The following is a 13,376-nucleotide window of genomic DNA, read 5'->3' on the forward strand; positions in this document are numbered from 1 at the left end:
GAGGCGACGGAGAGCGGGGTGCGCTGGCCACGCGCCTCGCTCTGGTTGGGTGATCAGGCAGGTGGGTTGTCCTGAAGGCGAACCTAATCCCAGTATGGAATGGCCGGACGGGCGATCATCAGCCAGAAGATCATCAGCACGGCCGCGAACGCCGGAAAGCCGAAGGCGAACCACCACCAGAACAGACGGTGATAGCGGGCGGGCAGCTTGCCGTTGCTCGCGACCGCTGCGACGGCGAGATCGCGCATCTGCATCTGCATCCACACCACCGGCAGCCAGAAGGCGCCGATCACGAGATACAGTGCAATCGACGCCGCCACCCAGCCGTCGCCGAGGGAATACCCGCTCGACCAGGCGAGCCATGTCCCGGTGATCGGCTGCAGGATCACGGCACTCGCCGTGAACAGGAAGTCGGCCAGCACCACCGTCCGCGCGACTCCCGCGATCTCGCGCGGGTCGCCGCGCAGATGTGCCACCAGCATGAAGAAGGCGATGCCGGCCCCGGTGCCGAGCAGCACGGCAGCGCCGATGATGTGCGCCATCTTCACGAGGAAATAGATCATCAGCGATCCTCGCGGATGGCCATGGCGACCAGATTGAGCATGATCACCGGCCAGATCTTCAGCATCGGTCCCAGCGGATCGGCCCACAGTCGCGGCACCAGGACGGTGCCGATCACGGCATAGGTGAGCGAGATGATCAGTGCGGCCCAGAGTCCGTAGCGGCTCAGAGGCCGCCAGAGAATGGCGATGCCGATGACGATGTCGGCGAGCGCGCCCGCGGTGACGACGAGCGCCGCGACGTTCCCTTGCAGCCCGCCTTCAAGCAGCAACGACATGCCGATATTCCAGCCCGCGCTCAGCGAGATGATGCCGGTGGCGATCCAGAACGCGCCGAAGACGCCAAAGATCAGCGGCTTGAGCGCATACAGCTGTGCAAACCAGCGTTCCTGCACCGACGCAGGCTCGCGTGCGAGCGCGACTTCGAGATCGCGCGGTGGAGTGCCGGTCAATCGACGCCAGGGCTCGGGATCGCCGGTCGCACCGCGGCGCATTTCCGCCTGTGCCGTCGTGTTGATGGGCGTTGGCCATCCCAGCATCTGCGCAACGTCGCCCGCACGATAGGCAATTGAAGCCGCCCAGCGCGGCAGCTGCAGGCGATAGGCCGGGCGCCAGCGCAGCCAGGCGCGAAACAGCGCGACCGCATCGCTGAAGGCGATCCGCCGCGGGCCGGCCAGATCGACCGCGACCCGTGAAGGCGCGCCGGGCTGCAGGAAGAACAGCACGGTCTCAACGACGTCGTCGAGATGCACCGGTTGAATCGCCGCCGTGTCCGGCATGACCGGCAGAACCGGCAGCGCCGCCAGCCCGCGCAGCAGCGCGCTGCCACCATAGGCGGGCCGGCCGACCACGACAGAAGGCCGCAGCACCACCCAATCGAGCTCCCGCGCCATCAAGGCGGCTTCGCCCTCGCGCTTGGTGCGGGAAAAATCGCTGAGCGCATCGACATTGCTGCCGATTGCCGAGAACAGGATGACCCTGCGGACCCCGGCGGTCTCGCAGGCCGCATAGAGTGCCGCGCTGCCGGCGACATGAACGCCTTGCATGTCCTGTCCCTGCAGCGCACCCGCTGCATTGATCACGGCATCGACGCCGGCGAGAAGGCCCTTCCATTTCGACACATCGGTGGTCCGGGCGACGTCGAGCGCGACGTGGCGAGGATCGTGCGCCGCCGCGGGATGACGCGACACCAAGATGCAGTCATGTCCTTCGGCGGACAGCCTGGCGTGGATCGCCGATCCGATGAGTCCTGTAGCCCCGACGAGAAGGATGCGCATCGACTGATCCTTCGATGAGCGGCCTGGGCAACGCCCTGATCAAGCCTTGAAGATACGGACCAATAAAGCGGGGCTGCAATCGTTCCTCGCGGGGGAACTGATGGGTTTGGCTGCAGGCAGAGAACCGGACACCCCGCCCCGCGCAGCTCCCTTGAAGTCAATGGCGGATGATCGAAAGGGTACGGAGCGACGCAGCGGCGTGATCCGCGAATGCCCTCACAGCCGGTGCGGTGCGCCGGGAACCGGGAATCACGACTTGAACCGGTACGGCCGGCTCATAGGCCGGAAGAAGACGCACGAGCTTGCCTGACGAAATCTCGGCTTCGACCTGATAGGATAAAAGTCGAGCGATGCCTTGGCCCGATGTCACGGCGGCAATGACCGTGTCGAGATCTGTCGTCATGAGGCGCGGCATCACGCGAACCGTGTGCAAGCGACCTCGATTTTGAAAACGCAGTTCGGTCGGCCCCGCAAATCCGGAAAAGAACACGACATCGTGCTTCGGTATGTCTCGCGGATGTCGAGGCTCAGGTTGCCTGCGCAAGTAGGAAGGGCTGGCCACCAGGACGCGACGGACCGACCCCACTGATCTGACGACGAGGCGCGAGTCGCGCGGCTGACCTATCCTGACCGCAACATCGATGCCTTCACTGATCAGGTCGAGCGACCTTTCGCCCATGACGAGCTCGATACGGATCGCCGGATGAGCGTCAAGGAAGCTCGATACGATCGGGGCGACATGACGGCGTCCGAAGATGGTGGGAGCGGCTATTCGCAGGATACCGTGCAGCGGAGCCCCCTCCGTCTCGACAAGCCTGCTCATGACGGTCGAGTAGCCGTTGACCAGCTCGCGGGCGCGCTCAGCAAAGTGGCGTCCGGCATCCGTCGGTGCAAGGCGGCGGGTTGTTCGCTCCACCAATCGTCTTCCGACCCTTTCCTCGAGGGCCGCAAGCGCGCGAGTGACCGCGGGAGGCGAACGCTTCAATCGCTTTGCTGCGCCTACCAGACTTCCAACCTCAACTATCGCGACGAATGTCGCAAGTTCATCGAGCCTGTCCATCGGATCATTCCCCGAAATGGAATTGTGACTTTCAGCATTAATTCTAGTGCAATTCAGGAGGTCGTAATAGCCTTCGAATGCGGTCGGCAGCGGAGGCGATCATGATCGCGGCAGCGCGAGAGGCCATAAAGGCTGATAACGCAGACGCAGTGCTCGCGTTTTTCAACGAGCATCAGTGCCCCGCCTTTGTTTCGCAACTCGTTTCGAAAGGTGCCCTCATGCCCGCAGCATTGGAATTTCTGTTGTGGTGTGTCGCGCTCGCAACGTGGCTGATGCTTCTTTGCGCGCTGGTCAGTGAGCGCTTGAAGCGGCTCTCAAAGCTTTTCAGTCATCTGCGCGAGATTGCTTTCAGGCACAGGGTGAAGTGACTCGGTGGGGCCATCGGATCAGCCTCATCTGAGAAAATCGCGACGATGCCGTCTCGAAGGGGGAGGCGCAGCGTGAGACCCGCCAATGGTGTCTGCAACAGCCGAGCGGCCCTGGGCGGCGGTGCTCGTGAGCGCTTCCGGTAAGATTCCGTTGCTGCTATCCTCTCGCAAAAGAGCGTCTTGCGGAGGAATACGGTGCGACCCAACGGGACAACCTTTCATCCGTCGGCCGGCGATGTCACGCCCGCGGTGCTCGCCATCGGCCGCTCCGATTTTCCCGATGTGCTCATCGACACGCTGCGCCGGCAGGCCGATGTCGGCCATTGCATGGTGTTCGCGCTGAGCCGGGCAGGCGCGGCAAGCTGCCTGCTCGATGCCGGCAACATCCCGATCGGCGCCGATCTCGGCGCCGCCTATGCCGGCCAGTTCCACGAAACGGATCCCAACCGCGATGCGCTGTTCGAAGGCGAGGGCGGCGCGCCGATCATGCTGCCTCGCTTCGCGCCGCGCATGTACGGCGCGCGCTACCGCAAGATCTTCTTCCAGGATTCCGGCATCGTCGACAAATGTGCGACCGCGATCTGGACCGGTGACACCTGCTTCTACGTCAACTTCTATCGGATCGCCGCGCAGGGCCGCTTCAGCGCCGCCCAGCGCGAGCGGCTCGGGGCGATCGCACCGGCGATCGCAGCCAGCGTCGCCCGCCATTTCCAGGAGAAGCCGACGTCCGATCTTGCGTCCCTGTTCGCGACGCGCAAGCCGCTCTCCGCGCTCACCCTGCGCGAGCAGGAGGTCTGCCGCCATATCCTCGGAGGCTTCAGCTCGGAGGCGATTTCGCAGGCGCTCGGCATCAGCCTGCATTCGATCCTGACCTACCGCAAGCGCGCCTATGAGCGGCTCGGCATCTCCTCGCAGAGCGAATTATTCGGAATTGTGCTGCGCCTGCTGACGGGTCCGCGCGGCCTGAACTAGGGGCTCCAAGTCCGCGATGTCTGTGTCCATCCAACTTTAGTTGAAGCATTTGGCCTATCATCCGATGCGGTTGCGGCACGTAGGGCCGATCCGAGGATGAGAACATGCCAGACTGGCTTCTTGCACCTATCTGCCTGGTCGCCTTGCTGGGAGTCATTGGCTACGCCTTTTACCAGGGCATGAGGGTCCCGCCGGATCGAAACAATACGAACTTTGGACCCGGCCAGAATGATGGTTGGTCCGGCGGCTCTGACGGCCATTCCGGAAGTTAGCAACGTCGGCGCGGCCGAACGTCCGACGAACCCGAGCTAACCCGACGATCGCTTCTCGACAGCCGCCGCGATTTTCTCCAGGGCGGCGTTTGTGTGCCGCAAGTCGACCAGCTGCTGTTCGCACATCTCGATGATCGTTCGTCCAGACCGCCATCCGAACGACCGTGCGCCCCCTCGGCAACAAAGCCAGATCAGCGCTGCCAGAAAGACGCCGGCAGCGAGCCAGGATAGCGCCTGCTTCCGGTCGACGTCCGCGAAGGCCTGGCGGAGGTCGCCCTTGCGCAGGTACGCAATCGCGCGGCTGCCGTAGGCGGCATAGTCGTGGGCATATTCGGGATCAACTGCGATCACCCGGTTGTAGTCGGCAATGGCACGGTCAAAATCGCCTTTGGCAAAATAGGCGTTGCCCCGGGCCATGAGAGCGAAGCTATTGTTCGCATTCAGCTGGATGGTGGCGGTATAGTCGGCAATGGCGCGGTCGTTGTCCCCTTTCCTTTGATAGGCGTAGCCGCGCTCGCCGTATCCGACCCGCTTTCCATGGTCTGACAGGCCGGCTTCGAATGCCTGGTCGACGTCGGCTATTGCCCGGTCGTGGTCGTGCCGTTGGTTGTAGATGTGCGACCGGTTGAGCAGTGAGCCGCCAGCTTTCGGGTTTACCCGGATCGCCGCGGTGAAATCTTCAAGGGCGCGGTCATCGCGATCGGCGAAGCTTGTCCATGGCCAGGAACAGCCACGCGCATGATACAAACTCGACAGGTCTTCGCCGTTGTAGTCTCCGCTCTGGATCGCGCGTGTGCAGGCAGCGATGATCTCGGCAGAGGCTTCCTTCGTCCGTTCCAAACAGACTTGTCGATCGTCGGCAGCCGCTGGCCGGCTGACGACGGCGGCTGCGAGTGCCAGAACAACTAGCAGGATGTCGGCGGCAATGCCCGAGCGCATGACTTCGTCCCCGCGATGCCCGGTGTTCGCGCTAACCAGGAGACGGCTTTTCCAGAGCGGTCGCGATCCTCTCCAGCAATGCATTGGTTCGCCTGTTTTCCGCGACCTGCTGCTCGTATAGATCGACCCAGCTCGCCCCGGATGATGAGCGCCGGATCGTGCGCGAGTACCATAGCCAGGCGCCCACCAGCACCAGGAACGGCAACCAGGACACGATCAGATTAAAGACCCAGGATGAACCACCGCTTCCGCCTGGTGTGTTGGCGAACGCAAAGAAAACGACGAGAGCTCCGACGAGACTGACCCACAAGGCAATCAACAGAAGTCGAGATCGAAGCTTGGTCATTTCAGTCACGGCAGTTCCCTTTGGTCGGCTGACAAGGCCGATACTATCATGAGTTGATTTCTCCTCCATGCTCTCGCGCATGCGGTCGTTGCAACGTGGTTAGCCGTTTCTTTGCTGTACGCCTTGGCCATCATGACGCCCACCGTCACGAGGGCACACCGTGAAATTCGTTGCAATTGTCCGGATTGGGCCGGAAGCCGTCGTTGCCTTTCGCTCAGAACGTTCGCGCGGGGTCCCTCAGCGGAAATTAACGTTGCGTCGCCAACATGCTCGACATGCATTCCAAACGGCGTCGTCAAGTGCCCTATCTGGTTCACACCAAAAGAGAGCTCGGCCTGATGCTCCGAGGCACCAAGCCCCTCGCATATTTCATGGATATCGTCGGCCAGGAGCCGGACATCTGTATTCGGTATTGGCGCATGTTCGACCGGCATGTCGCTGAAGGCCGCCTGACGAAGCGCGAGCTGATCGAGCCATGTCCTGGGGCGCCGCAGCTCGAATATCGGATGCTGTTCTACACATTGCCCGGTCACGAGTGGCGGATTGACGCCATGCTTGCGCTGCTGAACGAGGCCGGAGCCTGGTCCGATGATCGAGAACGGCGCTTCGGCGAATTGCTCGGTTACGAGACCTGGCAGATCGACCATTGGCTGACGCATGGTCGCTCGCCGACCGACGCTTAGCTTGCTGTCCCGCACACTGGCAACCCTGCAGCGCTCGAGGAGCCCCTTGCTATGCGGAAAGTCGGGAACGATAGGGCGCGGTGAGCAGCAGCATGAACAGCGCTCTCTCGGCCTGGTACTTTGCTGCGGGTCGACTGGCTTCCCGGCCCTGCATCACCACCGCGCCTTGAATGGTGCAGACGCTCCAGCTCCATGTCCTGCGCCTGCGCTGCGCCAGGGTCACTTCGAAAATCGGAAATTCCGGTCCCGCCATCGCCGCCGCTTCTCGCCAGACATCCAATTTGGGCGGAGTTGAACCCGGAGCGCCGGCCTGTGTCTTCACCCATTTGGGTGAAGCGAAGCTTGTCCCTGCCGACGCACGCCACCGGACAAGTCCGGCGTCAATCTCTCAGCGGTAATTTGGGGATCGCACCGAAGAGGGCAGCTGCGCTCTTCTGGTTGCGCGTTCCCGTCTTGGCGAGGACGGCCTTGACCTGGGTGCGGATGGTTTCGCGGCTGAGCCCGTGATGCGCGGCGATGTCGCCGATCGTCTGTCCTTGCGCGATTCCGCGCGCAACGCGCGCCTCGCTCGGGGTGAGGTCGAACAGGCCGCGAATGAGGGCGAGGCTCGGGGCCTGTGAGGCGGTGACCGGCGTCGCGATGAGGAGGCCAACCGCTCCATCGAAGAGATCGCGGGCCTCGCCCGGCATCGAAACCAGATGAAGCACCACCCGATCGAGATCGCTGGCGCGACGCGCGGCGAAGGAGCACACGGCCTTGTCCGGCGCATCGAGTTGGGCGAGGCCGGCGCGCAGCAGGGTGTCGGCGGCGCGGTCCTTGATCGCGATCCGGTCCTTCGGCAACCATTGCAGAAGGTCGGTCATGGCTTCGATCAAGGCGTTGGCGGTCAGAACCCGCCCGGAGCGCGTGATCGCGAGGGCCGGCAAGCCGACCAGCGACAGCGCCTCGGTTGCCGCCCGCATCCGGGTGAGGCGCCAGCGTGTCGACAGCAAAGCCGCCCGCGCGAGATGGGGGCGAAAGCGGTCGAGAAAATCGAGGTCCTGCCGCGAAAAGGCGGGGCGGCCGGCCAGTCTTTCCATGTGGAAGACGATGATCTCACCGGACGGGCTGCGGACCGCCGTCGCGCAGGCGTGTTCGAAGCCCCACTTCTTGTTCCATTCCACCCGATATGGATCGCGCTCCCATTCCTCCGGCGAAAATGCCTCGTGCTCGCCGACGAAGCCGGGGTGATCAAGCGCCAGGAGTCGCGGGGTCGTCTCCGTCCGGCTGGAGAGGTCGCCACGCAGGAACGCCGAGAAAGCCTCGCGGATCGACGGCGACGTCACGACACCATTCCAGACACCGGACCACTGATCGGAGTCCGAGGTGATCATGACCATGCCATGCGCGCCCGCGGCATGAGCGATGTTCTCCAGGACGTCCGGCCAGAGCTCCGGAACGGTCGCTGCCTCGTGGATGCGGTCCACGATCTGCTCGAAGTCGATGCCCGTCATTGCTGCGCTGGACCCATCAGATTCGACCGATCTTTCAGACGCGCGGCGTGCATTTCTGCAGCAGCCTTCGTGCTTCGCCCGCCCAAGGCCCTTGATACCAATCCGCTTCGGCGGAACCAATTGCTACTATTTCCCAAGCCGGCCCGGATGGACGGCTAGCAGAAATCATGTCCATATATCAACTATTTGACAGGTCAGAGGTTGTCCCGGCGGCTTTCAAGGTCGGTCTGATCCCGTAAGCCGGGGGCAGCGCTGAATGGACCACGGTTCTCGGCGCATCAACCTATCGGCGTTCGCGGATAGAGGAGGCGAGCATGATCCTCATATGGCTTGGAGTGCTCCTTGTTTTCGGCGGCGTACTCCAAATGGCGTTTCAGCCCATTTGGCGAGGTCGATTCAGTGGTGGGAAGTGGCTTCGCTCCGGACGTGACACGCTGGAGCCTGAAAGGCCCGGCAGCGGCTTCGGCGTCAAATCGAACTGGCCTGGACTTGTGATGGTCGCGCTTGGCGGCGCTTTCTTGCTGGCCGGAGCTGCCATCTGAGTTGAAAGCAGACAAAGGCAGCTTTTTGGGGCCCGCCTGTCCCAATCCATGGGGACAGACGGCGGCAACTGAAAGGCGCTAGCCTCGGCATCGAGGAGACGACAAGGGAGCGAAGCTTGAGCACCGCGCCGCGCATCGAGATCGACCCGGCTGCCTTCTGGGCCGACCCCTATCCGATGCTCGCCAAGATGCGGAAGGAGGCGCCGATCGCCTTCGTGCCGCAGCTCGGCTCGACGCTGCTGACGAGCCGCGACGACATCTCGATCTCGGAGAAGCAGATCGACGTGTTCTCCTCGCACCAGCCCGCCGGCCTGATGAACCGGCTGATGGGCCACAACATGATGCGCAAGGATGGCGAGGCGCATCTCGTCGAGCGCCGGGCGATGTTTCCGACGGTGTCACCGAAGACGGTGAAGGGCTACTGGACCGCACAGTTCCAGGCCCATGCGGATCGCATCATCGCTTCACTCGAACCGGGCCGGATCGATCTCATGCGCGACTTCGCGCTGCCGTTCTCCGGCGAATGCCTGAAGTCGATCACCGGCCTTACCAATATCGGCTTTCAGGACATGGACGCGTGGTCGCAAGGCATGATCGAAGGCATCGCCAATTATGCCGGCGACCCTGAGGTCGAGGCGCGCTGTCATGCGGCGACCGCGGGCATCGACGCCGCGATCGACGACATCCTGCCGGTGATGCGCAAGCATCCCGACCAGAGCATTTTGGGCGTGCTGCTCGCCTCGGATATGCCGATGGAGAGTGTGCGCGCCAACGTCAAGCTCGCCATCTCCGGCGGCCAGAACGAGCCGCGCAAGGCGATCGCCGGCACGGTCTGGGCGCTGCTGACCCATCCCGACCAGCTCGATCTGGTCCTGCGCGGCGACGTGTCGTGGCTGCAGGCCTTCGAGGAATATGCCCGCTGGATCTCGCCGATCGGCATGTCGCCGCGCCGCATCGCAAAACCCTGGACCATTCGCGATGTGGCGTTCGAGCTCGACGAGCGCGTGTTCCTGATGTTCGGCTCCGCCAACCGCGACGAGAAGCATTTCGAGCGCGCCGATCAGTTCGACGTGCGGCGCGACACCTCCAAGAGCGTCGCCTTCGGCGCCGGCCCGCATTTCTGCGCCGGCGCCTTCGCCTCGCGCGCCATGATCGCCGACGTCGCGCTGCCGACATTGTTCGCGCGCGCCTCGCGCATCGAGCTCGCCGAGGACGAAGCGTTGCGGATCGGCGGCTGGGCCTTCCGCGGGCTGCAGAATCTGCCGGTGAGGTGGGAGCAATAGGCCGGTGGTGCTCGTGGCACGTCGCCCGTCACACGTTCGGTGTCATCGCCCGGCTTGACCGGGCGATCCAGTACTCCGAGACAGTTGTGGTTGAATCGCCGGGCCGCGGCGTACTGGATTCCCCGCCTTCGCGGGGAATGACGGCGAGAGGGTGGAGGGAGCTCCGCGCCTCGGCACCCACTACGAAATCATGCCATTCTGCCGCTGTTTTGCCCGACGAGTCAACCGCACTTCGGATAATACGTAAGTCGTTGTTTTCGCACGCCCGGCTACTGTGCATGGGGTTGTTTTGCGACTTTTTATGTTCCGCCGGTCCGGGCTCGACCAAATCCGTGGAGCCCTCACATTCGCGTGCAGAAAAATTCCATCCTCATTCGCTTCGCCGCTTGAAAGATTAGTCACGCGCGCGGCATGCAGCGCAGTGCTCGCATCGCTATTTTCCCGGACGTCTCGACAGCTCCGATGACGCGCACCATCATTCGGCAAACGTGAATGATGACAGCCGCACGCGGCCGGGAGTGTGGGATGCAGCGTCGAGACTTTCTGAAACTTTCGGTTGGAACTGCGGCCGCCGCTGCGTTCGCATCGCCTGCGATCGCGCAAGGCGCGGTGAAGGAAATTCGCATCGGCTACCAGAAGACCGGCGTGCTGGTCATCACGCGCCAGCAGGCTGCCCTGGAAAGACATTTCGCAGCCTCAGGCATCGAGGTGAAGTGGATCGAGTTCTCCTCGGGGCCGCCGATGATGGAGGCGATGAACGTCGGCAGCGTCGATTTCGGCGCGGTGGGTGATTCCCCGCCAGTGTTTGCCCAGGCCGCGGGCGCGGCGATCGTCTACGCCGCCGGCCAGCCCATCACCAACGGCCAGGGCATCCTGGTGCCCAAGGATTCGCCAATCCGCGACATCGCCGATCTCAAGGGCAAGCGCATCGGCTTCACCAAGGGCTCCAGCGCCCACAACGTCGTGGTGCAGACGCTGGAGAAGGCCGGCCTCACCTATGCCGACATCACCCCGGTCTACCTGACGCCGCCGGATGCCGGCCCCGCCTTCGCCAATGGCAGCATCGAGGCCTGGGCGATCTGGGATCCGTATTTCGCGATCGGCGAGACCAAGCAGAACGGCCGCATCCTGATCAATGCGCGCGAGGTCACCAAGACCAATTCCTTCTACATCGCCAACCGCGAGTTCGCGAAGAACCATGGGGCGATCCTGCAGCAGATCGTCGACGTGACGACCGCGGCAGGCCAATGGGCCGAGCAGCACCGCGACGAGGTCGCCAGATCGCTCGCCGCGATTACCGGCGTTCCCTTGGATATCCAGACCGTCGCCGCCAATCGCGCAAATTTCGTGGTCGGTCCCGTCACCGACGAGATCGTCGCGACCCAGCAGGGCGTCGCCGACCGCTTCTACAAGCTCGGCCTGATCCCGAAGCCGATTCATATTCGCGACATCGTCTGGCGCAACCCGGCAGCCTGACCGTGCCGACAACTCTTCCCGTTCAAAAAGGTCTGAACATGAAGCGCATCGTTCAACGCGTGATCGCAGCCATCGTGCTGTCGATCGGCATCGTCGCGGCCGCCGTCGGCACGACTTACGGCTAGGGGCAATCCATGAGCCAATCCAACGCCAACATCCTCTGGTTCCTGCCGACGCATGGCGACGGCCGCTATCTCGGCACCGGCATCGGCGGCCGCGAGGTCAATTTCAACTATCTGCGCCAGGTCGCGCAGGCCGCCGATCAGCTCGGCTATTTCGGCGTGCTGTTGCCGACCGGCCGGTCCTGCGAGGATTCCTGGATCGTCGCGTCCTCAGTCGCGCCGTTCACTGAGCGGCTGCGCTATCTCGTCGCCGTTCGGCCCGGCCTGCAATCGCCGAGCGTCGCCGCGCGCATGACCGCGACGCTCGATCGCGTCTCGAACGGCCGGCTTCTCGTCAACGTCGTCACCGGCGGCGATCCCGTCGAGAACAAGGGCGACGGCATCTTCCTCGGCCACGACGAGCGCTACGAGGTCACCCGCGAGTTCCTCAGCGTCTACAGCGACCTGCTCGCCGGCAAGACGGTGAACGTCGAGGGCAGGCACATCCGCATCGAGGGTGGCAAGCTGCTGTTTCCGCCCGTGCAGTCGCCGCGGCCCCCGCTGTATTTTGGCGGCTCCTCCGATGCCGGCATCGACGTCGCGGCGGACACCGTCGACAAATATCTCACCTGGGGCGAGCCGCCGGCGCTGGTCGCCGAGAAGATCGCGAAGGTGAGGGAGGTTGCCGCCGCTCGTGGCCGCAAACTCTCCTTCGGCATCCGCCTTCACGTCATCGTCCGCGAGACCAACGAAGAAGCCTGGCACGCCGCGAACGAGCTGATCAGGCATGTCAGCGACGACACCATCGCGCTGGCGCAGAAGAACTTTGCCCGTATGGACTCGGTCGGTCAGCACCGCATGGCGCAGCTCCACGGCGGCAAGCGCGACAAGCTCGAGATCGCGCCGAACCTGTGGGCCGGCGTCGGCCTCGTCCGCGGCGGCGCCGGCACGGCGCTGGTCGGCGACGCCCAGACGGTGGCGGCCCGCATCAAGGAGTACCAGGATCTCGGCATCGATACCTTCATCATGTCGGGCTACCCGCATCTCGAGGAAGCCTATCGCTTCGCCGAGCTGGTGTTTCCGCTGCTCGCGCTGGATCAGCCTTCCAACGTGACGAAGCTGCATTTCAACGGCGGTCCGTTCGGCGAGACCGTCGGCAGCGATTTCCGTCCGCAGCACCGGGTGTCGCAGTCATGAGCCTGATCGACAGCATTTCGCTTCCGCGCAGCATCCGCCTGCCGCGGGCCGACGGCCTGATCCAGTGGATCGTGCCGCTCGCCATCATCGCGGTCTGGCAGGTCGCGAGCGTCACCGGCTTCGTGCCGACGCGGGTGCTGCCGGCCCCGAGCGACGTCGTGCTCGCGGGCTGGAAGCTGCTGGTCTCCGGTGAGCTCGTCCGCAACATCTGGGTGTCGTTCTGGCGCGCCTCGGTCGGCTTTTTGATCGGCGGCAGCATCGGCTTCGCCTTCGGCCTCGCCAACGGCCTGTCGCAGCTCTCGGCCAGGCTCACCGATACCACCCTGCAGATGGTGCGCAACGTGCCGCATCTGGCGCTGATCCCGCTGGTCATCCTCCGGTTCGGCATCGACGAAAGCGCAAAGCTCTTCCTGGTGGCGCTCGGGGTGTTCTTCCCGATCTATCTCAACACGCTGCACGGCATCCGCACCGTCGATCCGCAGCTGATCGAGATGGGCCGCATCTACGGCATGACCGATGGCGAACTGTTCCGCCGCGTCATCTTCCCGGGCGCGCTGCCTTCGATCTTCGTCGGCATCCGCTTTGCGCTCGGCATCATGTGGCTGACGCTGATCGTCGCCGAGACCATCGCGGCCTCTTCCGGCCTCGGCTACATGGCGATGCAAGCGCGCGAGTTCATGCTGATCGACGTCGTCGTGCTCTCGATCCTGATCTACGCCCTGCTCGGCAAGCTCGCCGACAGCGCCTCCCGCGTGCTGGAGCGTCTGACGCTCTCCTGGCACCCCGCCTTCCAGAAACGTTGAGCGA

Annotated in this window: 16 protein-coding genes; 9 read left to right on the forward strand and 7 right to left on the reverse strand. The window is 63.8% G+C overall.

The window, feature by feature from the left end; translation table 11 throughout:
- Positions 1 to 83: 83 nt before the first annotated feature.
- The 3 genes from GA0061099_RS12815 to GA0061099_RS12825 all read right to left on the reverse strand — a co-directional run bounded on the left by GA0061099_RS12815 (position 84) and on the right by GA0061099_RS12825 (position 2,897).
- Complete coding sequence (locus tag GA0061099_RS12815; protein WP_036022126.1) at positions 84 to 563, reverse strand: DUF2269 family protein; 480 nt, start codon at positions 561 to 563, stop codon at positions 84 to 86.
- Positions 563 to 1,837: an SDR family oxidoreductase gene (locus GA0061099_RS12820; protein WP_036022129.1), complete on the reverse strand. Its 1,275-nt coding sequence runs from the start codon at positions 1,835 to 1,837 to the stop codon at positions 563 to 565. The genes GA0061099_RS12815 and GA0061099_RS12820 overlap by 1 nt, the downstream gene beginning before the upstream one ends.
- Before the next feature lie 157 nt (positions 1,838 to 1,994).
- Positions 1,995 to 2,897, reverse strand: a complete 903-nt coding sequence (locus GA0061099_RS12825; protein WP_036022131.1) for a LysR family transcriptional regulator — start codon at positions 2,895 to 2,897, stop codon at positions 1,995 to 1,997.
- A 101-nt stretch (positions 2,898 to 2,998) separates the two neighbouring features.
- Between GA0061099_RS12825 and GA0061099_RS12830 the strand changes: the two genes are divergently transcribed.
- Both GA0061099_RS12830 and GA0061099_RS12835 read left to right on the forward strand, forming a co-directional pair.
- Positions 2,999 to 3,265 (forward strand): hypothetical protein, encoded by a 267-nt coding sequence (locus GA0061099_RS12830; protein ID WP_141697582.1) that lies wholly within the window; start codon positions 2,999 to 3,001, stop codon positions 3,263 to 3,265.
- A 195-nt stretch (positions 3,266 to 3,460) separates the two neighbouring features.
- Positions 3,461 to 4,237 carry a helix-turn-helix transcriptional regulator gene (locus tag GA0061099_RS12835; protein WP_036022134.1) on the forward strand — a complete coding sequence of 259 codons (777 nt, stop codon included), beginning with the start codon at positions 3,461 to 3,463 and terminating at the stop codon, positions 4,235 to 4,237.
- 308 nt (positions 4,238 to 4,545) lie between these two features.
- Here the strand turns inward: GA0061099_RS12835 and GA0061099_RS12840 are convergent, their stop codons facing one another.
- Both GA0061099_RS12840 and GA0061099_RS42065 read right to left on the reverse strand, forming a co-directional pair.
- Entirely contained in the window at positions 4,546 to 5,448 is a 903-nt protein-coding gene (locus GA0061099_RS12840; protein WP_074447710.1) for a tetratricopeptide repeat protein, read from the reverse strand.
- A 31-nt stretch (positions 5,449 to 5,479) separates the two neighbouring features.
- Positions 5,480 to 5,803 (reverse strand): hypothetical protein, encoded by a 324-nt coding sequence (locus GA0061099_RS42065; protein WP_225126228.1) that lies wholly within the window; start codon positions 5,801 to 5,803, stop codon positions 5,480 to 5,482.
- A 329-nt stretch (positions 5,804 to 6,132) separates the two neighbouring features.
- On the opposite strand from GA0061099_RS42065, the gene GA0061099_RS12850 reads away from it, so the two are divergent.
- The gene (locus tag GA0061099_RS12850; protein ID WP_225184190.1) at positions 6,133 to 6,477 is read left to right on the forward strand and encodes a hypothetical protein; all 345 of its coding nucleotides are present in this window, start codon (positions 6,133 to 6,135) and stop codon (positions 6,475 to 6,477) included.
- A 49-nt stretch (positions 6,478 to 6,526) separates the two neighbouring features.
- Here GA0061099_RS12850 and GA0061099_RS12855 read toward each other — a convergent pair whose 3' ends face one another.
- Together GA0061099_RS12855 and GA0061099_RS12860 are read right to left on the reverse strand one after the other, a co-directional pair.
- Complete coding sequence (locus GA0061099_RS12855) at positions 6,527 to 6,730, reverse strand: hypothetical protein (protein WP_050995847.1); 204 nt, start codon at positions 6,728 to 6,730, stop codon at positions 6,527 to 6,529.
- Positions 6,731 to 6,857: 127 nt separating this feature from the next.
- Positions 6,858 to 7,970 carry a helix-turn-helix transcriptional regulator gene (locus GA0061099_RS12860; protein WP_036022142.1) on the reverse strand — a complete coding sequence of 371 codons (1,113 nt, stop codon included), beginning with the start codon at positions 7,968 to 7,970 and terminating at the stop codon, positions 6,858 to 6,860.
- A gap of 314 nt (positions 7,971 to 8,284) precedes the next feature.
- Here GA0061099_RS12860 and GA0061099_RS12865 point away from each other — a divergent pair, with 314 nt between their 5' ends.
- The 6 genes from GA0061099_RS12865 to ssuC all read left to right on the forward strand — a co-directional run bounded on the left by GA0061099_RS12865 (position 8,285) and on the right by ssuC (position 13,372).
- Positions 8,285 to 8,512, forward strand: coding sequence for a hypothetical protein (locus GA0061099_RS12865; protein WP_036022145.1), 228 nt, complete (start codon positions 8,285 to 8,287; stop codon positions 8,510 to 8,512).
- Between the two features lie 116 nt (positions 8,513 to 8,628).
- Positions 8,629 to 9,795, forward strand: a complete 1,167-nt coding sequence (locus GA0061099_RS12870; RefSeq protein WP_036022148.1) for a cytochrome P450 — start codon at positions 8,629 to 8,631, stop codon at positions 9,793 to 9,795.
- A gap of 525 nt (positions 9,796 to 10,320) precedes the next feature.
- Positions 10,321 to 11,271, forward strand: coding sequence for a sulfonate ABC transporter substrate-binding protein (locus GA0061099_RS12875; protein ID WP_036022150.1), 951 nt, complete (start codon positions 10,321 to 10,323; stop codon positions 11,269 to 11,271).
- Between the two features lie 2 nt (positions 11,272 to 11,273).
- Positions 11,274 to 11,396 (forward strand): hypothetical protein, encoded by a 123-nt coding sequence (locus tag GA0061099_RS42745; protein WP_260344179.1) that lies wholly within the window; start codon positions 11,274 to 11,276, stop codon positions 11,394 to 11,396.
- A 9-nt stretch (positions 11,397 to 11,405) separates the two neighbouring features.
- Positions 11,406 to 12,569, forward strand: coding sequence for an FMNH2-dependent alkanesulfonate monooxygenase (ssuD, locus tag GA0061099_RS12880; RefSeq protein ID WP_074447711.1), 1,164 nt, complete (start codon positions 11,406 to 11,408; stop codon positions 12,567 to 12,569).
- On the forward strand, positions 12,566 to 13,372 hold the full coding sequence (gene ssuC, locus GA0061099_RS12885) for an aliphatic sulfonate ABC transporter permease SsuC (protein WP_074447712.1): 807 nt from the start codon (positions 12,566 to 12,568) through the stop codon (positions 13,370 to 13,372). Before ssuD ends, ssuC begins: the two co-directional genes overlap by 4 nt.
- Positions 13,373 to 13,376 lie beyond the last annotated feature (4 nt).

The sequence above is a fragment of the Bradyrhizobium yuanmingense genome (assembly GCF_900094575.1).
GTDB classification, from domain to species: domain Bacteria; phylum Pseudomonadota; class Alphaproteobacteria; order Rhizobiales; family Xanthobacteraceae; genus Bradyrhizobium; species Bradyrhizobium yuanmingense.